The sequence below is a fragment of the Cellulomonas sp. NPDC058312 genome (assembly GCF_042880135.1).
Taxonomy (GTDB): domain Bacteria; phylum Actinomycetota; class Actinomycetes; order Actinomycetales; family Cellulomonadaceae; genus Cellulomonas.
Window position 1 is genome coordinate 475,065 of the sequence record NZ_JBHVZE010000003.1, and the last position, 22,418, is coordinate 497,482.

Annotated in this window: 21 protein-coding genes; 13 read left to right on the forward strand and 8 right to left on the reverse strand. The window is 75.5% G+C overall.

The window, feature by feature from the left end; all coding sequences use genetic code 11:
- Positions 1 to 153 precede the first annotated feature (153 nt).
- The 11 genes from ACFVXN_RS11175 (at position 154) to ACFVXN_RS11225 (ending at position 12,112) form a co-directional block, all read left to right on the forward strand.
- On the forward strand, positions 154 to 1,767 hold the full coding sequence (locus tag ACFVXN_RS11175; protein ID WP_389231805.1) for an ABC transporter substrate-binding protein: 1,614 nt from the start codon (positions 154 to 156) through the stop codon (positions 1,765 to 1,767).
- Positions 1,764 to 3,182: a M14 family zinc carboxypeptidase gene (locus ACFVXN_RS11180; protein ID WP_389231807.1), complete on the forward strand. Its 1,419-nt coding sequence runs from the start codon at positions 1,764 to 1,766 to the stop codon at positions 3,180 to 3,182. The genes ACFVXN_RS11175 and ACFVXN_RS11180 overlap by 4 nt, the downstream gene beginning before the upstream one ends.
- The gene (locus ACFVXN_RS11185; RefSeq protein WP_389231809.1) at positions 3,179 to 4,105 is read left to right on the forward strand and encodes an ABC transporter permease; all 927 of its coding nucleotides are present in this window, start codon (positions 3,179 to 3,181) and stop codon (positions 4,103 to 4,105) included. The genes ACFVXN_RS11180 and ACFVXN_RS11185 overlap by 4 nt, the downstream gene beginning before the upstream one ends.
- The gene (locus ACFVXN_RS11190) at positions 4,098 to 4,967 is read left to right on the forward strand and encodes an ABC transporter permease (protein ID WP_389231811.1); all 870 of its coding nucleotides are present in this window, start codon (positions 4,098 to 4,100) and stop codon (positions 4,965 to 4,967) included. Before ACFVXN_RS11185 ends, ACFVXN_RS11190 begins: the two co-directional genes overlap by 8 nt.
- 38 nt (positions 4,968 to 5,005) lie before the next feature.
- Positions 5,006 to 6,445 carry a serine hydrolase domain-containing protein gene (locus ACFVXN_RS11195; protein WP_389231814.1) on the forward strand — a complete coding sequence of 480 codons (1,440 nt, stop codon included), beginning with the start codon at positions 5,006 to 5,008 and terminating at the stop codon, positions 6,443 to 6,445.
- Between the two features lie 4 nt (positions 6,446 to 6,449).
- A complete protein-coding gene (locus ACFVXN_RS11200; protein ID WP_389231817.1) occupies positions 6,450 to 7,007 on the forward strand; it encodes a GbsR/MarR family transcriptional regulator in 558 nt (185 codons plus the stop codon).
- Positions 7,004 to 8,683: a dipeptide ABC transporter ATP-binding protein gene (locus ACFVXN_RS11205; RefSeq protein WP_389231820.1), complete on the forward strand. Its 1,680-nt coding sequence runs from the start codon at positions 7,004 to 7,006 to the stop codon at positions 8,681 to 8,683. Before ACFVXN_RS11200 ends, ACFVXN_RS11205 begins: the two co-directional genes overlap by 4 nt.
- A gap of 200 nt (positions 8,684 to 8,883) precedes the next feature.
- Positions 8,884 to 9,078, forward strand: coding sequence for a hypothetical protein (locus tag ACFVXN_RS11210; protein WP_389231823.1), 195 nt, complete (start codon positions 8,884 to 8,886; stop codon positions 9,076 to 9,078).
- Between the two features lie 136 nt (positions 9,079 to 9,214).
- On the forward strand, positions 9,215 to 10,516 hold the full coding sequence (locus tag ACFVXN_RS11215; RefSeq protein WP_389231826.1) for a hypothetical protein: 1,302 nt from the start codon (positions 9,215 to 9,217) through the stop codon (positions 10,514 to 10,516).
- 127 nt (positions 10,517 to 10,643) lie between these two features.
- Entirely contained in the window at positions 10,644 to 11,228 is a 585-nt protein-coding gene (gene sigK, locus ACFVXN_RS11220) for an ECF RNA polymerase sigma factor SigK (protein ID WP_389231829.1), read from the forward strand.
- Positions 11,225 to 12,112, forward strand: a complete 888-nt coding sequence (locus ACFVXN_RS11225; protein ID WP_389231832.1) for an anti-sigma factor — start codon at positions 11,225 to 11,227, stop codon at positions 12,110 to 12,112. The genes sigK and ACFVXN_RS11225 overlap by 4 nt, the downstream gene beginning before the upstream one ends.
- Before the next feature lie 37 nt (positions 12,113 to 12,149).
- Here the strand turns inward: ACFVXN_RS11225 and ACFVXN_RS11230 are convergent, their stop codons facing one another.
- From ACFVXN_RS11230 to ACFVXN_RS11250, 5 genes are all read right to left on the reverse strand, one after another.
- Positions 12,150 to 12,974, reverse strand: a complete 825-nt coding sequence (locus ACFVXN_RS11230) for an ABC transporter ATP-binding protein (RefSeq protein WP_389231835.1) — start codon at positions 12,972 to 12,974, stop codon at positions 12,150 to 12,152.
- Positions 12,971 to 13,957 (reverse strand): FecCD family ABC transporter permease, encoded by a 987-nt coding sequence (locus ACFVXN_RS11235; RefSeq protein WP_389231838.1) that lies wholly within the window; start codon positions 13,955 to 13,957, stop codon positions 12,971 to 12,973. The genes ACFVXN_RS11230 and ACFVXN_RS11235 overlap by 4 nt, the downstream gene beginning before the upstream one ends.
- A gap of 14 nt (positions 13,958 to 13,971) precedes the next feature.
- Positions 13,972 to 15,021: a FecCD family ABC transporter permease gene (locus ACFVXN_RS11240; RefSeq protein WP_389231841.1), complete on the reverse strand. Its 1,050-nt coding sequence runs from the start codon at positions 15,019 to 15,021 to the stop codon at positions 13,972 to 13,974.
- A gap of 49 nt (positions 15,022 to 15,070) precedes the next feature.
- Entirely contained in the window at positions 15,071 to 16,138 is a 1,068-nt protein-coding gene (locus ACFVXN_RS11245; RefSeq protein WP_389231844.1) for an iron-siderophore ABC transporter substrate-binding protein, read from the reverse strand.
- A 138-nt stretch (positions 16,139 to 16,276) separates the two neighbouring features.
- Positions 16,277 to 17,209: a phosphoribosylaminoimidazolesuccinocarboxamide synthase gene (locus ACFVXN_RS11250; protein ID WP_389231847.1), complete on the reverse strand. Its 933-nt coding sequence runs from the start codon at positions 17,207 to 17,209 to the stop codon at positions 16,277 to 16,279.
- Positions 17,210 to 17,243: 34 nt separating this feature from the next.
- Here ACFVXN_RS11250 and ACFVXN_RS11255 point away from each other — a divergent pair, with 34 nt between their 5' ends.
- On the forward strand, positions 17,244 to 17,462 hold the full coding sequence (locus tag ACFVXN_RS11255; RefSeq protein WP_389231850.1) for an SCO4848 family membrane protein: 219 nt from the start codon (positions 17,244 to 17,246) through the stop codon (positions 17,460 to 17,462).
- Between the two features lie 27 nt (positions 17,463 to 17,489).
- On the opposite strand, the gene ACFVXN_RS11260 is transcribed toward ACFVXN_RS11255, so the two are convergent.
- The 3 genes from ACFVXN_RS11260 to ACFVXN_RS11270 all read right to left on the reverse strand — a co-directional run bounded on the left by ACFVXN_RS11260 (position 17,490) and on the right by ACFVXN_RS11270 (position 21,046).
- Positions 17,490 to 19,025 carry a DUF222 domain-containing protein gene (locus tag ACFVXN_RS11260; RefSeq protein ID WP_389231853.1) on the reverse strand — a complete coding sequence of 512 codons (1,536 nt, stop codon included), beginning with the start codon at positions 19,023 to 19,025 and terminating at the stop codon, positions 17,490 to 17,492.
- 114 nt (positions 19,026 to 19,139) lie between these two features.
- Entirely contained in the window at positions 19,140 to 20,402 is a 1,263-nt protein-coding gene (gene purD, locus ACFVXN_RS11265) for a phosphoribosylamine--glycine ligase (RefSeq protein WP_389231856.1), read from the reverse strand.
- Positions 20,403 to 20,446: 44 nt separating this feature from the next.
- A complete protein-coding gene (locus ACFVXN_RS11270) occupies positions 20,447 to 21,046 on the reverse strand; it encodes an ArsR/SmtB family transcription factor (protein ID WP_389231859.1) in 600 nt (199 codons plus the stop codon).
- 65 nt (positions 21,047 to 21,111) lie between these two features.
- On the opposite strand from ACFVXN_RS11270, the gene ACFVXN_RS11275 reads away from it, so the two are divergent.
- Positions 21,112 to 22,386, forward strand: a complete 1,275-nt coding sequence (locus ACFVXN_RS11275; protein WP_389231862.1) for an MFS transporter — start codon at positions 21,112 to 21,114, stop codon at positions 22,384 to 22,386.
- Positions 22,387 to 22,418 lie beyond the last annotated feature (32 nt).

The window sequence follows — 22,418 nt, forward strand, 5'->3', positions numbered from 1 at the left end:
GCCGGCCCGCCGAGCACGCCGCCGGGCACCGCGGGCGACGCGTCCCACCCCGACGCCGGTCCCCGCTCTCCACCGCCCCGGCACCCAGCCCCACCCCACTCCCCCTGACGACCCGGGCGGCACCCCCGCGCCGCCGACCCCTGTGGAGGACCCATGAGAACGTCCCGGATCCGGCTGGCCGCCGGCGCAGCCGTGCTCGCCCTCGCGCTCACCGCGTGCAGCGGCGGCGACGGCGACAGCTCCGACGGCGGCGCGTCCGCCGACTCCGGCGGCGGCATCCGCGTCGCCGTGACCGACCCCGTCAAGCTGATCCCCGGCCGCCAGGACATCGCGTTCGACTTCGCGATGTCCGTCTGGTCCTCCCTGACCTGGGCCGACGACGAGGGCGCCCTGTCCTACGTCGCCGCCGAGTCCGTCGAGTCCGACGACGCGACCACCTGGACGATCGTGCTCAAGGACGGCTGGACGTTCCACGACGGGACGCCCGTGACCGCGCAGTCCTACGTCGACGCCTGGAACGCGGTGGCCTACGGCCCGAACGCGTTCGAGAACACCGGCCAGCTCGCGAACATCGTCGGCTACGCGGACCTCAACCCGACCGAGGGCGAGCCCACCACCACCGAGATGTCCGGCCTGCAGGTCGTCGACGACACGACGTTCACCGTGACCCTGACCGGCCCCGACGGGCAGTTCCCGATGCAGCTGTCCCAGGCGCAGACGGCGTTCTACCCGATGCCCGAGTCCGCCTACGACGACTTCGACGCCTACAACACGCACCCGGTCGGCAACGGCCCGTTCGAGGTCCAGGGCGACTACGCCGAGAACGAGGAGCTCACGGTCACGGCGTACGAGGACTACCAGGGCCCCGAGCCGACGGTCGACTCGATCACCTTCGTGCCTTACACGGACACCACCACCGCCTACACCGACGTCCAGGCCGGCAACGTGGACGTCGCGGGCGTCCCCGTCGCCCGGCAGACCCAGGCCGCCGCGGACTTCGGCGACCGGCTGTACTCGTTCGAGGCCGCCGGCATCTCCTACCTCGGCCTGCCGCTGTGGGACGCCCGCTACTCCGACGTCCGCGTCCGCCAGGCCATCTCGATGGCGATCGACCGCGAGACCATCAACGACGTCATCTACGGCGGCCTGTTCACCCCGGCCACCGCGCTGACCCCCGCCGTCGAGCCGGGCACCCCCGTCGGCATCTGCGGCGAGCTGTGCGCGTTCGACCCGGACGCCGCGAAGGCCCTGCTCGACGAGGCCGGCGGGTTCGACGGCACGATCGACATCTTCTACCCCGGCGGCTCCGGCATGGACGAGCTGTACACGGCCATCGCGAACCAGCTGCGCCAGAACCTCGGCGTCGACGCGGTCGCCACGCCGAGCACCGACTGGGCGGAGTTCGCCGAGAAGCGCACCGCCGGCTCGATCAGCGGTCCGTTCTTCTCCCGCTGGGGCGCCCTCTACCCGAGCCAGCAGAACACCCTGCGGGCGTTCTACGTCGACGGCGGCGGCTGCCCGAACTGCATCCCGTACTACGAGCCCGAGGTCGCGTCGCTGATCGCCGCCGCGGACGCCGAGACGGACGCCGACGCGGCCGCCGAGGCCTACGGCGCGGTGCAGGAGCGGATCATCGCGGACTTCCCGGCCCCGCCGCTGTTCTTCGAGACCTACTCCTACGTCGTCTCGGACCGGGTCGCGGAGCTGCCCACCTCGGCGGTCGGCAACCCGACGTACACCGCCGTCGTCCTCGCCGAGGGCGCATGAGCCGGCGCACCACGGCGCACGCCGGGCCGGCGGGCTCGCTCGAGGACGTCCTCGAGCGGGCCCGCCGGGTCCCCCCGGTCGCCGGTTTCCCCGGCGTCGACGCGCTGCTCGCCTGGTTCGGCGCGCTGGCCGCGGACCACCCCGGCCTGGTCCGCGAGCGCAGGATCGGCACGTCCCGCCTGGGCGAGCCGATCCCGATGGTCACGATCGGCTCCGGCCCCCGGCCGCACCTGCTGTTCGCGGGCGTGCACCCCAACGAGCCGATCGGGTTCCGCACCCTGCAGCACCTGGCGTCGGAGCTCGTCGGGGACCCGGACCTGCTGGCAGCCTCGGACGCGACCTGGCACCTGATCCCGTGCATCGACCCGGACGGCACCCGGCTGAACGAGGGCTGGTTCGCCGACCCGGCGGACCGCACCGCGTACTCCCGCGCGTTCTACCGGCCCGCGCCCGCCGAGCAGGCGGAGTGGACGTTCCCGTTCGCCTACCGGGACGCCTGGTTCGACGACGTCATCCCCGAGACGCAGGCGCTGATGCGCGTGATCGACGAGATCCGGCCCGAGCTGATGGTCAGCCTGCACAACGCCGAGCTGGGCGGCGTCTACTACTACCTGTCCGAGGACGTGCCCGGCGCCGTCCCCGCGCTGCACGCCGTGCCCCGGGCGCTCGGGCTGCCGCTGGACGTGGGCGAGGCCGAGTCCCCGGCGATCCGGTCGATCGCCCCCGCGGTCTACCTGATGTCGAGCACGCGCGACGAGTACGACTACCTCGACTCCCTCGGGATGGACGCCGCCTCGATGGTCGGCGGCGACTCGTCGTCGGCGTACGCGAGCCGGCACGGCACCGTGTCGCTCGTCGCGGAGCTGCCGTACTGGTCGCACCCGCTCGCCGACGACACCACGCCGACGTCCGCGGACTACGCCGACGTCGTGCGCGCCAAGGGCGAGGCGATGATCGCGCTCGGCGGCACGCTGGTGGGCCTCCTCGACGAGGCCCGCCCGGACCTGACCATCCGCTCCCCGTTCCTGCGGGCCAGCGAGGCGTTCGTGCCGATGACCGCCGAGCTGGGCCGGTCCGAGGTGCTGCGCGCCGAGCGCCCGGGGCTGCGCCGCCCGGCCACGGCCGCCGAGGTGTTCAGCAACGAGGACGTCGTGCGGATGTTCCGGCTGCGCTGGGGCGGGATGCTGCTGCGCGCGCTGGACGCCGAGGTGCACGCCGGCCTCGCCACCGCCCGGGTGCACCGGGTCGCCGCGCGGGCCCGGGAGGTCTACGCCGGCTGGACCGCCGAGGCCGACTCGCTGACCGGCCTGACCGTGCTGCCCGTCGAGCAGCTGGTCGGCGTGCAGTACGGCGCGACGCTGGCGATGTCGCGGGTGCTCGCCGACCGCGCCGCGGGCCGTGGGGCGACTTCGTGAGCCGCTACGCCCTGCGCCGGGCCGTCGAGCTGGTGATCGTGTTCCTCGGCGTCACGCTGATCATCTACCTGATGGTGTTCGCCCTGCCCGGGGACCCGATCCGGTCCCTCGGCGGCGACCGGCCGCTGCCGGACAACGTCGTCGCCGAGCTCCGCGAGCGCTACCACCTCGACGAACCCGTGCTCCAGCAGTACCTGCGCTACCTCGGCGGTCTGGTCACCGGCGACCTCGGCACGAACTTCAGCGGCCAGTCCGTGGCCTCGCGGATGGAGTCGCGCTGGCCGGTCACGATCACCCTCGCGCTGACCGCGTGGGGCATCGAGGTCGTCCTCGGCGTCGCCCTCGGCCTGGTCGCCGGGCTCCGCCAAGGCCGGTTCGCCGACCGCGCGGTGCTGGCGGGCACGATCCTCGCGACCAGCATCCCCGTGTTCGTCGTCGCGGTGACCGCGCAGCTGGTGCTCGGCGTCCGGCTCGGCTGGTTCCCCGTCGCCGGCACGAGCGCGGGCTGGCCGACGGCCTACCTGCTGCCCGCCGCCGTCATCGCCGTGTTCGGGCTGGCGTCCGTCACCCGCCTGATGCGCGGCTCGGTGGTCGACACCCTGCAGTCCGACTTCGTGCGGACGCTGCGCGCCAAGGGGCTGCGCGAGCGGCGGGTCGTGGGCGTGCACGTGCTGCGCAGCTCCGCGATCCCCGTGCTGACGTTCCTCGCCATCGACCTGGGGTTCCTGCTCGGCGGGACCGTCGTGGTCGAGGGCGTGTTCAACCTGCCCGGCGTCGGCCAGCTGCTGTTCCAGGCGATCCGCGCGCACGAGGGCCCGACCGTCGTCGGCGTCTCCACCGCGCTGATCATCATCTTCCTGCTGACGAACCTGGTCGTGGACCTGCTGTCGTCCGTGCTCGACCCGAGGATCCGCCATGAGTGACACCGTCGTGGCCGCCCCGCGCGGCGTCTGGCGCACCCTGCGCCGCCGACCCCTGTTCTGGGTGTGCGCCGCCGTCCTCGCCGTGCTGGCGCTGGTCGCGCTGGTCCCGTCGGCGTTCGCCGGCTGGTTCGGCCGGCCCGACCCGCGGGCCTGCGACCTCGCCGACAGTGCCCTGCGCCCGGGCGGCGACCACGTCTTCGGCACCGACGTCCAGGGCTGCGACGTGTGGGCCAACGTCGTCTACGGCACCCGGGCGTCGCTCACCGTCGGCCTGCTCGCCACGGCGCTCGCGCTGCTCGTGGCCCTCGTGGTCGGGACGGTCGCCGGGTTCTACGGCGGGCTCGCCGACCGGCTGGTCTCGCGGCTGACCGACGTGTTCCTCGGGTTCCCGTTCCTTCTCGGCGCGGTGGTCGTGCTGACGTCGATCGGCACCCGGTCGGCGGTGACCGTGGCGCTCGTGCTCGCGCTGTTCTCCTGGCCGACGATGGCCCGCCTCGTCCGCGGGTCGGTCCGCGCCGTCCGCGACGCCCCGTACGTCGAGGCGGCGAAGGCGATGGGCCTGCGGGACCGCCGGATCATCGCCCGGTACGTGCTGCCGAACTCCATCGGCCCCGTGCTCGCGGTGGCGACCACGATGGTCGGCGGCGTGATCGTCTCGGAGTCCACCCTGACGTTCCTCGGCCTCGGGCTGCGGGCCCCGTCGATCTCCTGGGGGCTGCAGCTGTCCAGCGCGCAGACCTACTTCCAGACGTCCCCGCACATGCTGCTGTTCCCGAGCCTGTTCCTCACCGTCACCGTGCTGGCGATGATCACCCTGGGCGACGTGCTCCGCGACGTCCTCGACCCGAAGGGCCGCGGCTGACGCCGCGCGGACCCACCCCCGACCGAGAGGCACACCCGATGTCCGACAGCACCACCGCCACCCTCCGCGCCGCAGCGCCGTACCTCGCCTCCTGGGTCGACCAGCAGGGCGCGTTCCGGCGGGCCGTGGGCGTCCAGGTGGCGATCCGGTCCGGGGACGACGTCGTCCTCGACCACGTGTGGGGCCTGGCCGACGCGACCACCGGCGAGCCGCTGCGCGCCGACCACCTGTTCCGGATCGCCTCGCACTCCAAGTCGTTCACCGCCACCGCCGTCATGCGGCTCGTCGAGGCGGGCCGGCTGCGCCTCGACGACACGCTCGGCGCCCTGGTGCCGGACCTCGCGGGCTCCGCGCTCGCCGGGCGCACCGTCCGCGAGCTGCTCGGCCACCAGGCCGGGGTGATCCGCGACGGCGAGCACGCCGACTTCTGGCAGCTCGACGGCCCGTTCCCGGACCGCGCGGAGCTGCTCGCCGAGGTCGGCCGGGCCGGCGAGGTCTACGGGCCCAACGAGCACTTCAAGTACTCCAACATCGGCTACGGCCTGCTGGGTCTCGTCGTCGAGGCCGTCACCGGCGAGCCCTACGCCGACCACCTGCGCACCGCCGTGCTCGACCCGCTCGGCATGGCCGACACCGGCGCCGAGTACGACCCGGCCCGCGCCGACCGGTACGCCGCCGGGCACACCGCCCTGCTCGACGCCGCCGACGCCCGCGAGCGCATCGAGCACGTCGACACCCGCGCGCTGGCCGCGGCGACCGGGTTCTTCTCCACCGCCCGCGACATGACGACGTTCGGCGCCGCGCACTTCCACGGCGACGAGACCCTGCTGTCCGACGCCGGCAAGCGGCTGCTGCACCGCCAGGAGTCCGTCGTCACCGTGCACGGCAAGGAGGTCGGCCGCTACGGCATCGGCCTCGACCTGCGGACCATCGGCGACCGCGAGGTCGTCGGGCACTCCGGCGGCTACCCCGGCCACATCACGCGGACCTACATCGACCCGGCGAAGAAGCTCGTCGTCAGCGTCCTGACCAACGCCATCGACGGGCCGGCCGACGCCCTCGCCGTCGGGCTGATCCAGCTGATCGACCTCGCCCTGAACCCCCCGGCCGACCCCGCACCGCTGCCCGCCGACGCCCGGCCGCTCGCCGCGTACACCGGCCGGTTCGGCGCCCTGTGGGGCGTCACCGACATCGCGGAGCTCGGCGGCCGGCTGCTGATGCTGCACCCCGCGGCGCCCGACCCGACCGCCGCGTACGACGAGCTCACCGTCGCCGGCCGCGACCTGCTGCGCACCGCCCGGCAGCCGGGCTTCGGCTCCGCCGGCGAGGACGTCGTGATCGAGCGCGCCGACGACGGCTCGATCGCGGCGGTCCGCAACGGGATGACCTCGTGGCCGATCGACGAGTTCCGCCGCCGCCGCACCGGGATGACACGTCGCCGGGACGCCGGTGCGCCCGTCCCGTCGTCCCTAGGGTGAGCGCATGAGCAGCGACGCCACGCCCGACCGCCCCGCCTCCGCCGCCGAGCCCGGGCCCGAGGAGGTCGAGCTCTCGGCCGGGACCCTGCACTGGGTCGAGCAGTTCGCGCTGACCTGGGAGGGCGTGAACAGCCCGCGCATGGAGGGCCGGATCGTCGGCCTGCTCATCATCGTGGACCGCCCGTACCTGTCGTCGCAGCAGATCGCCCGCCTGCTCACCGCGAGCGCCGGCGCGGTGTCGACGGCCACCCGGCGGCTGGTCGAGATCGGCTTCATCCAGCGGCACGCGATCCCCGGCGACCGGAACCACTACTTCCGCGTCGAGGACGACATCTGGGGCAGCTGGCTGGAGGGCGAGCGCTCGTACCTGCCGAGGTTCCAGCGGGTCATCGACGAGGGCCTCGCCGCCCAGCCCGACGTGGACGAGGGCCCGCGGCGCCGGCTCGTCAACGCCCGCAACTACATGGAGTGGCTCGCGGGCCACCACCGCAAGATGCTCGCCGAGTGGCAGGCCTACCGCGACTCGCTGCCCCCGCAGGACGCCCCGACAGGAGACCAGTGACCACGGACACCGCCCCGGCCCCCGCCCCCGTCCTACGCGTGCGCGACCTCACCGTCACCTTCCGCGTCGACCGCGGCCGCAGCCCCGACGTGCAGGCCGTGCGCGGGGTGTCCTTCGACCTCGCGGCCGGCGAGGTGCTGGCCGTCGTCGGCGAGTCCGGCTCGGGCAAGAGCGTGTCGTCGCTCGCGCTGCTCGGCCTGCTGCCCGGCAACGCCACCGTGACGGGCAGCGCCGTGCTCAGCGGGCCGGGCCACGACGCGACCGAGCTCGTCGGCCTCGACCGGCGCGCCCTCGCCGACGTCCGCGGCCGCCGCGTCGCGATGATCTTCCAGGACCCGTCGAACGCGCTCGACCCGGTGTTCACCATCGGCTCCCAGCTGCGCGAGACCCTGCGCCGGCACGTGCCCGGCATGACCCGCCGCGCCGCCGACGAGCGCGCCGTCGAGCTGCTGCGCACCGTCGAGCTGCCCGACCCCGAGCAGCGCGTGCGGTTCTACCCGCACCAGCTGTCCGGCGGGCAGGCGCAGCGCGTGATGATCGCGATGGCCCTGGCGTGCGACCCCGAGGTGCTGGTCGCCGACGAGCCGACCACCGCCCTCGACGTCACCGTCCAGCAGGAGGTGCTCGAGGTCCTGCGCCGGCTGCGCGCCCGCACCGGGGCGGCGGTCGTGCTCATCACCCACGACATGGGCGTCGTCGCCGACCTCGCCGACCGCGTCGTCGTCATGCGCGACGGCGAGGTCGTCGAGACCGCGGCCGTCACCGACCTGTTCGCCACCCCGCGCGCGGAGTACACCCGCACCCTGCTGGCCGCCGTCCCCCGGGTCGGCGCCCCCGAGCGACCCAGCACCGCCGACGTCCGCGAGCGCCCGGCGCTGAACGTCGAGGACCTGGTCGTCGAGTACCGCAACCGCCGCGGGCGCGTCGTGCGCGCCGTCGACGGCGTGACCCTGCGCGTGCAGCCCGGCGAGATGGTCGCCCTCGTCGGCGAGTCCGGCTCCGGCAAGTCCACCCTCGGCCGGTGCGCCCTCGGCCTCGCGCCCCTCACGTCCGGCAGCGTCGAGGTCGTCGGCACCCGGCTCGGCCGGGACACCCCGCGCGCCGTCCGGGCGGCCCGCACCCGGGTCGGCGTGGTGTTCCAGAACCCCACCGCCTCCCTCAACCCCCGCTACACGATCGGCGAGTCCGTCGCCGAGCCGCTGCGGGTGCACGCCGGCTTGAAGGGCGACGCCCTGCGGACCCGGGTCACCGCGCTGCTCGACGGCGTCGAGCTCCCCGGCGCGTGGGCCTCGCGGTACCCGCACGAGCTGTCCGGCGGCCAGCGCCAGCGCGTGTCCATCGCCCGGGCGATCGCGCTCGACCCCGAGCTGCTGATCGCCGACGAGCCGACGTCCGCGCTCGACGTCTCCGTCCAGGCCACCGTCCTCGAGCTGTTCCGGTCCATCCAGCAGCGCCTGCGGTTCGCCTGCCTGTTCATCAGCCACGACCTCGCCGTCGTGGACGAGCTCGCCGACCGCGTCGCCGTCATGCACCGCGGCCGGCTCGTCGAGGTCGGCGAACGCAGCCGCGTGCTGCGGTCCCCCGACCACGCGTACACGCAGCGGCTGCTCGAGGCCGCACCCGTGCCGGACCCGGCGCAGCAGGCCGCGCGGCGGGCGGCGCGACTGGCGTCCTGACCCCTACCCAGGCCCGTGATCCCGACCACACGGGAGGATTTCACCCACCCCTGAGTGGCGGATCCCGCAGATCCGTGTGACACCGTCCGATGGACACGAGACCACGGACGCGCGCCACGCGCGGACGCGGGCACCGCGACACCGGCTCGCCGCCGGTGCCGTCTCGGGCCGCTCCCCCGGCGGCCCCGCCAGGAGGACGCATGAACACCGACAGCACGACCACCGACGCCCGGCTGCACGTCGTCACCGGCCCCCTGCCGTGCGCCGCACGACCGCACTCCGGCCTCGTGCACCGCGACGGCCCCTGCCGGTGCTTCGTCGGCGGCCCCGCCCCGGAGCACGACCACCGGCCCGAGGACGCGCTGCTCGCCCTCGCCCACCACGGCGCCGCGTAGCCACCGGCAGCCGCCCGCCGCAGTCACCCACAGTCACCCACAGTCACCCACAGTCACCCGCAACCGGGACCCATCCGCCGCCCCACCCGCTCCGAACCCCTCGTGAACACCAACCGAGGGACCCCAAGGAGCGATGATGCGACGCACCCGCAGCACCTACGCCGTGGCCGCGATGGCCGCCGGACTGACGCTGAGCCTGACCCTGACCGCCTGCAGCAGCAGCGAGGACACGTCGACCGGCAGCAGCATGCCGTCCGCGTCGTCCTCGGCCGACGGCATGGACGGCATGGACATGGGCACCGGCGCGGTCGAGCCGGTGAGCACCGGTGACCCGTTCGCCGACGCCCGTACCGCCGCCCAGCACATGCCCGAGACCGGCCTGACGCTCGCCACCGGCCTGGCCGCGGCGACCGGCACCGCCGGCGAGGTCGACTCCGACGCCGCCACCCTGCGGTCCGCGCTGACCGCCCTGCTCCAGGAGCACGTCTACCTGACCGGCATCGGCGTCGCCACGGCCTACACCGCCGGCGCCGACTCCGACGAGTTCGCCGCCGCGAAGGCCGCGCTCGACGGCAACACCGCCGACATGACCGACGCGATCGCCTCCCTCGCGGGCGACGACGCCGGTGCCACGTTCCAGCAGGTCTGGGACGCGCACATCGGCTACTTCGTCGACTACGCCGTCGCCGTGAAGTCCGGGGACACCGCCGCCGCGGCTGCCGCCCAGGCCGAGCTCGCGACCTACACCGTCGACGCCGGGGCGTTCTTCGAGCAGATCAGCGCCGGCAACCTGCCCGCCGCCGCCGTCACCGAGGCGCTCGCCATGCACGTGAGCACGATGTCCGCCGCGATCGACGCGCTCGCCGCGGGCGAGCCGACCGCGTCCGACACGCTCAAGGCCGCCGCCGACCACGTCGGCATGGACGCCGCGACCATCGCCACCGGCCTCGCCGCCGGCGCCGGCCTGTCCGGCGACGCGATGGACGACGCCTCGACCCTGCGGGCGAACCTCACCGCGATGCTCCAGGAGCACGTCTACCTGGCCTCGTACGCCGTGTTCACGGCCTACACCGCCGAGGGCGGCGTGGAGTCCCCCGCGTTCACCGCGGCGGCCGCCACGCTCGACGCCAACTCCGTGCAGCTCTCCGAGGCCGTGTCCTCGCTGGCCGGCGACGAGAACGGCGCCGCGTTCCTCGACCTGTGGCGCGAGCACATCGGGTTCTTCGTCGACTACGCCGTGGCCGACGCCACGGGCGACGAGGACGCCCGCCAGCAGGCCCTGCAGGACCTCGACGGCTACCGCGGCCCCGCCGGCGAGTTCTTCTCGACGATCAGCGACGGCGAGCTGCCCGCCGACGACGTCGCCGCCGGGCTCGGGATGCACGTCTCGACCCTCGCCGGCGCGATCGACTCGCTGGCCGCCGCGCTCGTCAAGTGACCGCACGCTGACGAGCTCCCCGCAGACGCGTGGCGCCGGCCCTCTCCCCGCCGGGCCGGCGCCACGCCCCTGCGGCCGTGGGGGCGTGACCGCGCTCCCCCGGCCGAGCACCGGTCCGTGCGGCAGGATGTCGCAGGTGTCCACCCCCGGTACCCGCAGCACCGCGCCCGCGACGGCCGACGACGCCCTCGCCCGGGTCGCCGACGGCGACCGCGACGCGTTCGGCCCGCTGTACGACATGCTGTCCCCCGCCGTGCACGGCACGGCCCTCGCCGTCCTGCGCGATCCCGATCACGCGGCCGAGGTCACCCAGGAGGTCATGGTGGAGATCTGGCGCACCGCGTCCCGCTGGGACGCCCGACGCGGCTCGGCCCGCGCGTGGGCGACCACGATGGCGCACCGCCGGGCGGTCGACCGCGTCCGCTCCGTGCAGGCCCAGCGCAACCGCGACCAGGCCGTCCTCGACGCCGACCGCCCCCGGGACTTCGACGTCGTCTCCGAGCAGGCCGAGACCAACCTCGAGGCCCAGCGCGTCCGGCACTGCCTGGGCGGCCTCACCGACACCCAGCGCGAGGCCGTCGTCCTCGCCTACTACGACGGGCGCACCTACCGGGAGGTCGCCGAGAGGCTGGAGGCCCCCCTGCCCACCGTGAAGAGCCGGATCCGCGACGGCCTCACCCGCCTGCGCGACTGCCTGGGGGTGGCGGCGTGACCGACCCCACCTCGCCCCGCCCCGGCGACCCGCGGCCCGGCGACCGACGGTCCGACGACGCCGCGACCCGCGAGCTGATCGGCGCCTGGGCCGTCGACGCCCTCGACGACGCCGACCGCGCCGCCGTCGACGACCTGATCGCCCGCGACACCGACGCGGCCCGCGAGGCCCGCGCCCTGCGCGAGACCGCCGCCGTCCTCGGTGCGGCCGTCGCCGTCGAGCCCCCCGCCGCCGTCCGCGACACCGTGCTCGACCTCGTCGCGCGCACCCCGCAGGCCGGTGCGACCGACGCCGGGACCGGCACCCCCGGCGCACGGCCGCACGTCGCACCCGCGCACGCGGTGCCGCCCGCCGGGTCGCCCGCCGGGTCGCCTTCCACCCGGCCCGGCTCCGCCCCCGCCGCCGCCACCCGCCCCGCCGGGCGCGGCACCCGCCGTCGTCGCCGGCTGGCGACGCTCGCGGCGGCGCTCGTCGTCGCCCTCGCCGTGGCCGTCCCGAGCACCATCGCCTGGCAGCAGGCGCAGCGCGCGACCGAGGTCCAGGCCCGCGCCGACCGGCTCACCGAGCTGCTCGCCGAGCCGGGCGCGCGCGTCGCGTCCGCCGCGGTCACCTCCGGCGGCACCGCCGTCGCGGTCGTCACCGCCGACGCGGCGATCGTCACCGCCACCGGCGTCACCGCCCCCGGCACGGACGAGGTCTACCAGCTCTGGGTCATGCGCGACGGCGTCCCGCTGCGCGGCGGCACGACCGGGGTCGTCGACGGCACCCTCGAGATCGGCACCGACGCCTACCGCACCGGCGACGCGCTCGCGCTCACCGTCGAACCCGCCGGCGGGTCCGAGCAGCCGACCAGCGAGCCGGTGGTCGTCCTCGCCCCGGCCTGAGCCGCAGAGCCCGGGGCGGGCCGACCGGGCCGGCGGGTCAGCCCCGGTCGGTCCCGTGCCGCACGTGCGCGTCGCGGGCCACCGGGACGACCATCGGCGTCCCCGTCTCCGGGTCCGGCACCACGCGCGCGGCCAGGCCGAAGACGTCACGGACCAGCGCCTCCGTCACGACCTCCTGCGGCGGGCCCTGCGCCACGACCCGGCCCCCGCGCATCGCGATCACGTGCGACCCGTACCGCGCCGCCTGGTTCAGGTCGTGCAGCACCGCCACCAGCGTCCGACCCTCCTCGTGCAGGCGGGCGCACAGGTCCATCACCTCGTACTGGTGCGCGATGTCCAGGAACGTCGTCGGCTCGTCGAGCAGCAGCAGGTCCGTCTCCTGCGCGAGCGCCATCGCCAGCCACGCGCGCTGCCGCTGCCCACCCGACAGGTCCGACACGTACCGCTCCGCGAGGTCCGTGACCTCGGTCGCCGCCATCGCCACCGCGACCGCCCGCGCGTCCTGCGGCGACCACTGCCGCAGCAGGCCCTGGTGCGGGTACCGGCCCCGGGCGACCAGGTCGCCGACCGTGATCGCCTCCGGCGCGATCGGGCTCTGCGGGAGCAGCGCCAGCCTCCGCGCGATCGCGCGGGTGCGCAGCTGCGCCATCGGCTGCCCGTCGAGCAGCACCCGGCCGGCGCGCGGCTTCAGCGTCCGGGCCAGCGCACGGAGCAGCGTCGACTTGCCGCAGCCGTTCGGTCCGATGATGACCGTGAACGACCCCGCCGGGATCTCGACCGACAGGTCCTGCGCGACGACCAGACGGTCGTAGGCGAGCGTCACCCCGTCGGTCGCGAGCGGTGCGGTCGTCGTGGCGGTCATGCCGTCCCCTTCCTCCACTCGCGCACCAGGAGGTACGCGAGGTACGAGCCACCGAGCAGCGCGGTCAGCACCCCGACGGGGTACTGCACGCCCCACGGCGCGTGCTGGGCCAGGAGGTCCGCTGCGACCAGCAGCACCGCGCCCGTGCACGCCGCCGCCATCATGCCCGGCCCCGTCGACCGGGTGACCCGGCGCGCGATCTGCGGCGCCGTCAGCGCGATGAACGACACCGGGCCGCACACGCTCACCGCCGCGGCCGTCAACGCCACCCCGACCGCGATCGCGAGCGAGCGCGTGCGCCCCGGCGACACACCGAGCGCCGTCGCCGCGTCGTCGCCCATCTCCACGAGCTGCAGCCGCCGGGTCAGCGACAGCGCGAGCGGCAGCAGCACCACGAGCGCCAGCGCGATCGTCGCGACGTGCCCGGCGTTGCGCGACAGCAGGCTGCCGTTGAGCCACGCCGCGACCGTCTGCGCCTCCTCCGTGGTCGCCCGCGCCAGCGCGAGCTGCACGAACGCGAGGGCCATCGCCCCGATCGCGATACCCACCACGACCATCCGGAACGGCGCCCTCACCCCCCGGCCCGCCCCGAGCAGCACCAGCGCGACCGCGACCCCCGCGCCGACCAGCGCCCCCACCGGACCCGGCACCACGCCGGGCCACACCAGCGTCGCCGCCGCCGCACCCGCCGCCGCGCCCGACCCCAGCCCGATGATGTCCGGGCTGCCGAGCGGGTTGCGGGTGACGCTCTGGAAGATCGCCCCGGCCACGCCGAACGCCGCCCCCGCGCCGGCCGCCACCCCGATCCGCGGCGCCCGGTTGGACCACAGCACCCACTCCTGCGCCTTCGACCCGTCACCCGCCAGGACCGCCGGCAGCTCCGCCGGGGAGATCCCCAGGTCGCCCACCGCGACCGTCACCAGCGCGAGCAGCACCACGACGACGAGCGCCACCAGGCACACCACCACCGGCCGCCGGCTCACCCGGACCGCGACCCTCACAGCCCCACCCGCCCACGGCGCACGGCCACCACCAGGAACGGGGCACCGACGAACGCCGTCACCACCCCGACCATCAGCTCCCCGGGACGTGCCACGACCCGGCCGACGACGTCCGCGCCGAGCAGCAGCACCGGACCCAGCAGCGCGCAGTACGGCAGCAGCCACCGGTGGTCCGAGCCCGTGAACGCCCGCACCGTCAACGGCACCGCCAGCCCGACGAACGCCACCGGCCCCACCGCCGCGACCGACGCCGCCGCGAGCACCGTCGCCGCCGTCCCCGCCAGCGCCCGCGTCCGCCCCGAGCTCAGACCCAGCGTCGTCGCCGTCTCGTCGCCGAGCGCCAGCGCGTTCAGCCCCCGCGCCAGCAGACCTGCCAGCACCAGCCCCGCGACCACGAACGGCAGCACCAGCCCCACCGTGCCGTCCGGGCGGCCCGCCAACGACCCGATCACCCAGAACCGGTACGTCGAGAACACCTCCGGGTCTGCGAGCGTCACCGCCTGCACCAGCGCCACGAGCACCGCCGCGATCGCCGACCCCGCCAGCACCAGCCGCACCGGAGTCGCCCGCCCGCGCGGCCCGCCCGAGCCGATCACGTACACCGCGACCGTCGCCAGCACCGCACCCGGCAGCGCCGCCCAGACGGACCGCCCCGCGGTCCCGCCGGCCAGGGCGGTCACGACCACCACCGACGCCGACGCGCCCGCGTTCACCCCCAGGAGACCCGGGTCGCCCAGGGGATTGCGCGTCAGACCCTGGATCACCGCGCCCGACACCGCCAGCGCCGCACCCGCCAGCACCCCCAGCACCGTCCGGGACAGCCGCGACTGCACGACCGCCGAGGTGTAGCCGTCGTCCGGGTGCAGCCACGCCGACCACACCTCGCCCAGCGGCACGGACTTCGACCCGACCGCCACGCTCAGCCCGCAGGCCAGCACCAGCACCGCCGCGGCCGCCACCAGCCCCGCCGCGAGCAGCCACGCGCGCGACCGCGAGCCCCGCGCGGTGCTGCGCGGGGCTCGCGGGGTCGCGACGACGTCGGTCACAGGCTGGTCACGTGGGGTCGGCCGCCGGGCTGCCGGGTGGCGCCCGAGGTCAGGAGACCTTCGCGACGACCTCCGCGATCTGCGGCACGTACGCGTCCAGCGCGTACGGCACGCTCAGCGGCGTCGCGACGGTCACGGCCATGCCGAGCTGCCGGTCGATCATCGGCAGGTACGCGCCCGACGCGAACGCGGGCATCTGCTGCCACAGCGGCTGCGCCTCGGTCGCCGCCTGCTCGTCCTCGTCGTTGAACCAGGTGAACAGCACCTGCACGTCGTCCAGCGTGTCCGCGTTCTCCAGGCCGAGCGTCGCGTAGAACGACCCCTGGTCCGGCTCCAGCGCCGCCGCCGACGGCGCGAGCTGCAGACCCAGGCTCGACAGCAGCGCCACCCGGGTGTCGCCCGGCATGTAGACGCCCAGCGAGCCGGGCTGGTCGCCGCCGTAGACGTACGCGTACGTGACGTCCGCGAACTCCGGGTGCTCCGCCTTGACGGCGTCGTACTCCGCCTGGATGCCCTCGATCAGCTCGGCACCCTTGTCCGGCTCACCCAGCGCCTGCGCGGCGATCGTGATCTGGTCCTCCACCGAGGTGGCCCACGCGTCGCCCGGGTAGGCGACGACCGGCGCGAAGTCCGACAGCTGGTCGAACGTCGCCTGGTCGATGCCCGACTGCGTCGCGAGGATGAGGTCGGGCTCGAGGGCGATGACCGCCTCGACGTCCAGCTCCGGGTACATCGTGATCGTCTCAGGGAGCTCCACGCCGTCCGCCTCGAGCGCGTCGCGGAACCACGGCTGGTAGCCGTCCTCGTCGCCCGCCCAGTCGTCCGACTCGATGCCGACCGGCGTCGTGCCGAGCGAGTACGCGATGTCGGCCGCGCCCCAGCCGAGCGCGACGACCCGCTCCGGCTTCTGCTCGATCGTCGCCTCACCGAGCGACGACTCGATCGTCACCGGGAACGCGTCCGACGCGGCCGCGGTCTCGTCAGCAGGGCCCGCGTCGTCCGCGGAGTCGTCACCGCCGCTGCAGGCGGTCAGCGTCAGGGCCGCGGCACCGAGGGCAGCGACGACGGCCAGGCCGCGGCGCGCGGCAGGGCGCGGGAGGGACGTGCGAGCGTGCACGGAGGTGCTCCGATCCGAGGAAGGGCGACGAGCGCGCGTCGGAGGGAGCCCCAGGCTCGCGGACCGACGTCGGCGCCGCAACGATGAGGCAAGCCTAACCTACCGACCGGGTCGGCCCGAGCGCCAGAGGCGTTCCCCTCAGAGCGAGAGCGCCGTGCCTGTCAGCCGCTCGTACGCCTCGAGGTAGCGGTCCCGGGTGCGCTCGACGACGTCCTCGGGCAGCAGCGGCGGCTCGTCGTCACCGTCGCGGTCCCAGCCGGAGGCCGACGACGTCAGCCAGTCCCGGACGTACTGCTTGTCGAAGCTCTCCTGCGCCCGCCCGGGCTCCCAGGAGTCCGCCGGCCAGAACCGCGACGAGTCCGGCGTCAGCACCTCGTCGCCCAGGGTCACCGCTCCCGTCACCGGGTCCAGGCCGAACTCGAGCTTGGTGTCCGCGAGGATCACCCCGCGCTCGCGCGCCACTCCTTCGGCGCGCGCGTAGACCGCGAGCGTGAGGTCCCGCAGCTGCTCGGCGCGCTCCCGACCGAGCACGTCCGCGACCACGTCGATGCTCACGTTCTCGTCGTGCTCCCCCAGCTCCGCCTTCGTCGCCGGCGTGAAGATCGGCTCCGGTAGCCGCGAGCCGTCGACCAGCCCGTCGGGCAGGGAGATGCCGGTGACCGATCCCCCGGCCCGGTACTCCGCGAGACCCGATCCGGTCAGGTAGCCGCGGGCGACGCACTCGACGGCGAACATCTCCAGCCGCCGGCAGACCATCGCCCGGCCGAGCACCGCCTCCGGCACGTCCGGCGCGACGGCGCTGACGACGTGGTTCGGCACGAGGTCCTCGAGCTGCGAGAACCACCACAGGCTCAGCTGGGTGAGCACCACGCCCTTGCCGGGGATGCCGGGGTTGAGCACGTGGTCGTACGCGCTGACCCGGTCGCTCGCGACGACGAGCACCACGTCGCCGTGCGCCTCGGCGACGGCGGCACCTGCCGCCTGCGTCGTGTCCGGGACGTACAGGTCGCGGACCTTGCCCGAGTAGGTGTGCGTCCAGCCGGGCAGCGCGGGTGCGGTCATGGTGGACATCCTGCCGCAGGTCGCACCGGGCATACTCGCCCGCATGGAGCTCCCTGTCGCCTGGTCCGTGGTCCTCGTCGTCGCCGGCCTCTGGAGCCTGCTCGTCTGGCCGCGGTTCGGCGCCCGGATCGCGAAGGACCCCCGTTCCCGCGACGCGGCGGGCCGTCCCACGCGGTTCCTCACCGTGCACCTGGTGCTGATCACCGTGTCGATGCTGCTGGGTGCGGTGGTCGCGCTGCTGGGCGTGCTGACTCTGGTCTGAGCGTGCACGTGCCCCGGGAGCGCACCCTCAGAACGGTGGTGGCACCTCAGGCTGCGGCGCGGTGAGGTGGACGACCGGCGCGTCCGTCCCGGGGTGCACCCGGAAGGCGTGGCCGCTCGGCGTCCGCCAGTCGAACTCGCCGGCGGAGCGTTGCCGCAGCGCGAACGCCCCGGTGGTCTTGAGCCGGTGGTGGTGGCGGCAGAGCGGTCCGAGGTTCGTGGCGGCGGTCGCCCCGGGCGGGCGCGGGGGCTCGCCCTCGCGCGGCTCGTCCCACTCCTCGGTGTGGTCCAGGTCGGAGCGCGACGCGGGCACGCTGCATCCCGGTGCGACGCAGGTGCGGTCGCGGACCCGGACGTGCTCGGCGAGGGCGGCGGGCGGGCGGTAGGTGGTGCGTCCGACGTCGAGCACGGTGCCCGAGAGGTCGTCGGTGACGACCCGCCGCCAGACCCCGCCGAGGGCGAGCGCCCGCGCCTGCACGGCGTCGACGGGCCCGAACCCGTCGATGTCGCCCGGCTGGTCGTCGAGGTCCATCAACGTCGAGAGCGGCACGGTGACCAGCACCCGAGCACGTGCCTCGCCGTGCCCGACCGACGCAGCCCCGTTGGACGACCCCGCCTGCTTCGCGTCGTCGGAGGGCTCCAGCAGCTCGAACGAACCGTCCCGCTGCGTCCGCGCGGCGGCACGCGCCGCGGCGTCGTCGCCACCCTCGGGCACGTCACCCCGTCCCAGCACCCGGTCGCACAGCTCGTCCGCGCGCAGCTGGTCGAAGGTCCGCTCGTCCCCGGCGGAGCGCGCTCGGCGGGCTGCGGCGTCGAGGGCCGCGTCGACCTGCACGGCGGTGACGGCGGGCAGGACGAGCCAGGTGCCCGCCATGCCGTGCTGCAGCGCCCGGGGCCGGTACACGGCGCGACCGCGGCGCGCGTCGCGGTGCCGGTCGACGGCGTGCTCGCCGTCGACCTGGTTGAGCGCCCGCGCGATGTCCTGCCGCACCTGTGCGGGCGTCCGGCCGGGTGCGCGGGGCAGGACCAGGTCCTGCGCGGCGGTGGCGACGGGCACCGGCTCGTCGGCGAGGCCGCGCACGATCGCGCGGGCCCGCGGCACGTCGATCTGCCCGTCGGACAGCGCGGCTCCGGTGTCGGCGAGCACCCCGGCGTAGGCGATGCCCTCGCGGACCAGGGTCTCCGCCTCGTGGGTGCTGGCCTGGAGGCGCATCGCGAGGGTCGCGCCGGTCAGGTGCCGGGCGACGAGCGCGGCTCCGGGCAGCGGACGGCCCCGCGGGGGTCGCATGTCGGGGTGCCGGTCGAGCGCTGCGGCGGCGCGGGCCTTGATCGCGTGGGCCAGTGCCTCGAGCCGGCCGGCGGCGACGACGACCTCGACGCGCTCGAACGCGGTGAGCTCGTCGAGGTCGAGCTGGTCGAGCTCGGTCAGCAGGGCCACGCCGGCAGGCAGCTCGGCGAGCCGGCGGGCGAGCTGCGCCTCGCGCCCGTCATCGGCTGCGGACGGGCTCGCCTGCGAGGCGTCGGGGGCCGCCTCGGGCGCGGGTCCGTGCTGGTCGGGTGGCATGCCGTGACCGTAGGCGCGCCGAACCGGCTCCCGTCGGCCCACGACCGCGCGCCTGGGGACGACGCGCACGAGACCGCCCTGTGGAGGGTTCGGTCCCCGCCCGGCGAGCCGACCTCAGCCCTCCGCTGCGGCCCGCGCGATGTCCGACCGGTGGTGCGCTCCGTCGAGCCCGATCCGCTCGACCCCGGCGTACGCCGCAGCCCGTGCGGCTGCGAGGTCGGGCCCGGTGCCGACGACGCTGAGCACCCGACCCCCGGCGGAGACGACCGCCCCGTCGGGGCCGGACGCGGTCCCGGCGTGCAGCACGTGCACCCCGTCGACCGCGGCGGCGTCGTCGAGCCCGGTGATCACGTCGCCGGTGCGCGGGGAGTCGGGGTACCCGTGCGAGGCGACGACGACGGTGACGGCGGCGTCGTCGCGCCACTCCAGCGGCGGGAGCGCGGCGAGCCGTCCGGTGGCGGCGGCGAGCAGCACCCCGGCGAGCGGCGTCGCGAGGCGCGCGAGGACGACCTGCGTCTCCGGGTCGCCGAACCGCGCGTTGAACTCGACGACGCGCATCCCGCGGCTGGTCAGCGCGAGCCCGCAGTAGAGCACCCCGGCGAACGGGGTCCCCCGCCGCGCCATCTCGTCGACGGTGGGCTGCGCGACCTGCGCGACGACCTCGTCGACGAGCCCGGCGGGCGCCCACGGCAGCGGGGTGTAGGCGCCCATGCCGCCGGTGTTGGGGCCGGTGTCGGCGTCACCGACGCGCTTGAAGTCCTGCGCGGGCACGAGCGGTACGACGTGCGTGCCGTCGGACAGGACGAACAGCGACACCTCGGGGCCGTCGAGGTAGTCCTCGACGACGACCCGGCCGCCGGGCTTGGCCAGGCAGGCGAGGGCGTGGTCGAGCGCGGCGGCGCGGTCCTCGGTGACGACGACGCCCTTGCCGGCGGCGAGGCCGTCGTCCTTGACGACGTAGGGCGCCCCGAAGGTGTCGAGGGCGGCGGCGGCCCGGTCGGGGTCGGTGACGACGACGGGGTCGGCGGTCGGCACGCCAGCGGCGGCCATGACCTCCTTGGCGAACGCCTTCGACCCCTCGAGCCGCGCGGCGGCGGCGGTGGGGCCGAACACCGGGATCCCCGCGGCGGCGACCGCGTCGGCGACCCCGGCGACGAGCGGGGCCTCGGGCCCGATGACCACGAGGTCGGCGCCGATCCGCCCGGCGAGGGCCGCGACGGCCGCGCCGTCGAGGGGGTCGACGGCGTGCAGCGTGGCGAGCGCGCCGATGCCGGGGTTGCCGGGCGCGGCGTGCAGCTCGGCGACCTGGGGGTCGCGGGACAGGGCGAGGACCAGGGCGTGCTCGCGGGCACCGGTTCCGACGACGAGGATCTTCACGCCGCCGACCCTACCGACCACGCGCACGGGCCGGCGGTGACGGGTCAGTCGGTGGGCAGGGGCAGCACGTCGAGGTACACCCGCACCCGCCGCCGGTCCACCGGCCCGTCCCCCACCCCCTCGTCCCGCGCCGCAGCGTCCCGCGCCGCCTCGAGGTGCCGCCGCACGACGGCCTCGAGCTCCCTGGTCAGCGCCTCGGCCTCGGCGACGGTCAGCTCGCCGGTGGCGCGGGCGCTGCTGCCGACGCCGGCCCAGGCGGGGTCGGGCTCGACGGTCTCGACCCAGCGGGTGAGCACGCGCAGGCGCTCGGCGACGGCCCACTGCTGGGTGGAGGCGACGACCTCGGCGCCCCCGGGTTCCTGGCGGACGGCGACGCCGTCGACCCAGAACGCGACGGCGCGCCACCAGCGCTCCCGCCCGCCGACGTGGTCCGGGTCGTCCTCGACGAACCCGTGCCGCTCGAGCTGGCGCAGGTGGTAGCTGGTCTGGCCGGTGCTCTCCCCGAGGGCCCGCGCGAGCTGGGTCGCGGTGGCGGGGCCGTGCGCCTGGAGGTGGTCGACCATGGCGCGCCGCAGCGGGTGGGTGAAGGCCTTGAGGGCGTCGGCACCGACGGAGCGGGGCGGGCGGGCGTTGACGTCGTCCATGTGCAGAGATACCTTTGCAGAGACTTCTTTGCATAACTTCCTCTGCCCACTCTACGCGAGGACCCATGCCCCGCTCAGCCCCCACCACGACCACGACCGTCGAGCCGCTCGGCCACCGGTTCCGCGCCCTGCTCGCCGCCACGACGCTCGCCAACCTCGGCGACGGCGTCGTGCAGACCGTCGTCCCCCTCTACGCGCTGACCCTGACCCGCTCACCCGGGCAGATCGCCCTCGTCACCGCACTGGCCTGGCTCCCCTGGCTCGTGCTGGGCGTCCCGGGCGGGGTGGTCGTCGACCGGTACGACCGCCGTCGGGTCCAGGTGGCGGCGCTGCTCGCGCGCGCGGCGCTGCTCGGCGGCGCGGTCGCCCTCGCGGCCACCGGGCGGATGACGGTCCCCGCCCTCCTGCTGCTCGTCCTGGCGTACGGCGTGACCGACGTGCTCGCCGACCTGGCGCAGTCCGCCCTCGTGCCCGACGTCGTCCCCCGGTCCCGGCTGCAGGCGGCGAACGGCCGGGTCGTCGCGGCGCAGCAGGTCGCCGGCTCGTTCGTGGGCGGGCCGCTCGGGGGCGCGGCGCTCGCCCTGGGTGCGGCGTGGGCGTTCGGCCTGCCCGCCGCGCTGGCGGTGCTCGCGGTGGTCACGCTGCTGCGCGGCGTCCCCGGCAGCTACCGGCACGAGCGCGCCGCGACGACCCCGGTCCGACCGGCCCGCCGCGCGTTCGACGAGGCCCGCGAGGGTGTCGGTTTCCTGCTCCGCCACCCGGTGCTCCGCCCGCTGCTGGTCGCCGGGAGCGTGCTCAACATGTGCTTCACCGGCTACACGACCCTCCTGGTGCTCTGGGTCGTCGGGGCGGGCTCGCGGGTCGGCATGACCCCGACGACGTACCCGCTGCTCGGCGTCGCCCTCGCGACCGGGGCGCTCGGCGGGTCGCTGCTCGTCGAGCCGCTGCTCCGGCGCGTGGGCGAGGTCCGGCTGCTGCTCGGCTGCTGGGTGGCGATGGCGCTGCTGCTCGTGGTGCCGGTCGCCGCCCCGTACCCGGCGGCGGTGGCCGCGGCGTTCCTCGCGATCGGCCTCACCAGCACCGTCGGCAACGTGCTCTCCCAGTCGATGCGCCAGCGCCTCGTCGCACCGGCGATGCTCGGCCGGGTCGGCGGCGCGGGCCGGGCGCTCGCCTACGGCCTGATGCCGGTCGGTGCGCTGCTCGCCGGCGCGGCGGCCGAGCGCTGGGGGCTGGCGGCGGCGCTGCTGGGCGCGACCGCGCTGTCCCTGGTCACGCTCGTCCACCCGCTCGCGGTGGTGCGCCAGCGGGACGTCGACGCGGCGGAGCCGGCGGTCGGGTGACGACCGGCCCCACCGCGCGCGAGCGGCCTGCG

Excerpts from the sequence above, each read along its gene's own strand:
- ACFVXN_RS11200 (WP_389231817.1), top strand. The coding sequence starts at position 6,450 with ATGAGCAGCGACGCCACGCCCGACCGCCCCGCCTCCGCCGCCGAGCCC.
- ACFVXN_RS11215 (WP_389231826.1), top strand. The coding sequence starts at position 9,215 with ATGCGACGCACCCGCAGCACCTACGCCGTGGCCGCGATGGCCGCCGGA.
- ACFVXN_RS11180 (WP_389231807.1), top strand. The coding sequence starts at position 1,764 with ATGAGCCGGCGCACCACGGCGCACGCCGGGCCGGCGGGCTCGCTCGAG.
- ACFVXN_RS11230 (WP_389231835.1), bottom strand. The coding sequence starts at position 12,974 with ATGACCGCCACGACGACCGCACCGCTCGCGACCGACGGGGTGACGCTC.
- ACFVXN_RS11260 (WP_389231853.1), bottom strand. The coding sequence starts at position 19,025 with ATGCCACCCGACCAGCACGGACCCGCGCCCGAGGCGGCCCCCGACGCC.
- ACFVXN_RS11210 (WP_389231823.1), top strand. The coding sequence starts at position 8,884 with ATGAACACCGACAGCACGACCACCGACGCCCGGCTGCACGTCGTCACC.
- ACFVXN_RS11195 (WP_389231814.1), top strand. The coding sequence starts at position 5,006 with ATGTCCGACAGCACCACCGCCACCCTCCGCGCCGCAGCGCCGTACCTC.
- ACFVXN_RS11175 (WP_389231805.1), top strand. The coding sequence starts at position 154 with ATGAGAACGTCCCGGATCCGGCTGGCCGCCGGCGCAGCCGTGCTCGCC.
- ACFVXN_RS11190 (WP_389231811.1), top strand. The coding sequence starts at position 4,098 with ATGAGTGACACCGTCGTGGCCGCCCCGCGCGGCGTCTGGCGCACCCTG.
- ACFVXN_RS11255 (WP_389231850.1), top strand. The coding sequence starts at position 17,244 with ATGGAGCTCCCTGTCGCCTGGTCCGTGGTCCTCGTCGTCGCCGGCCTC.
- sigK (WP_389231829.1), top strand. The coding sequence starts at position 10,644 with ATGTCGCAGGTGTCCACCCCCGGTACCCGCAGCACCGCGCCCGCGACG.
- ACFVXN_RS11270 (WP_389231859.1), bottom strand. The coding sequence starts at position 21,046 with ATGGACGACGTCAACGCCCGCCCGCCCCGCTCCGTCGGTGCCGACGCC.
- ACFVXN_RS11275 (WP_389231862.1), top strand. The coding sequence starts at position 21,112 with ATGCCCCGCTCAGCCCCCACCACGACCACGACCGTCGAGCCGCTCGGC.
- ACFVXN_RS11250 (WP_389231847.1), bottom strand. The coding sequence starts at position 17,209 with ATGTCCACCATGACCGCACCCGCGCTGCCCGGCTGGACGCACACCTAC.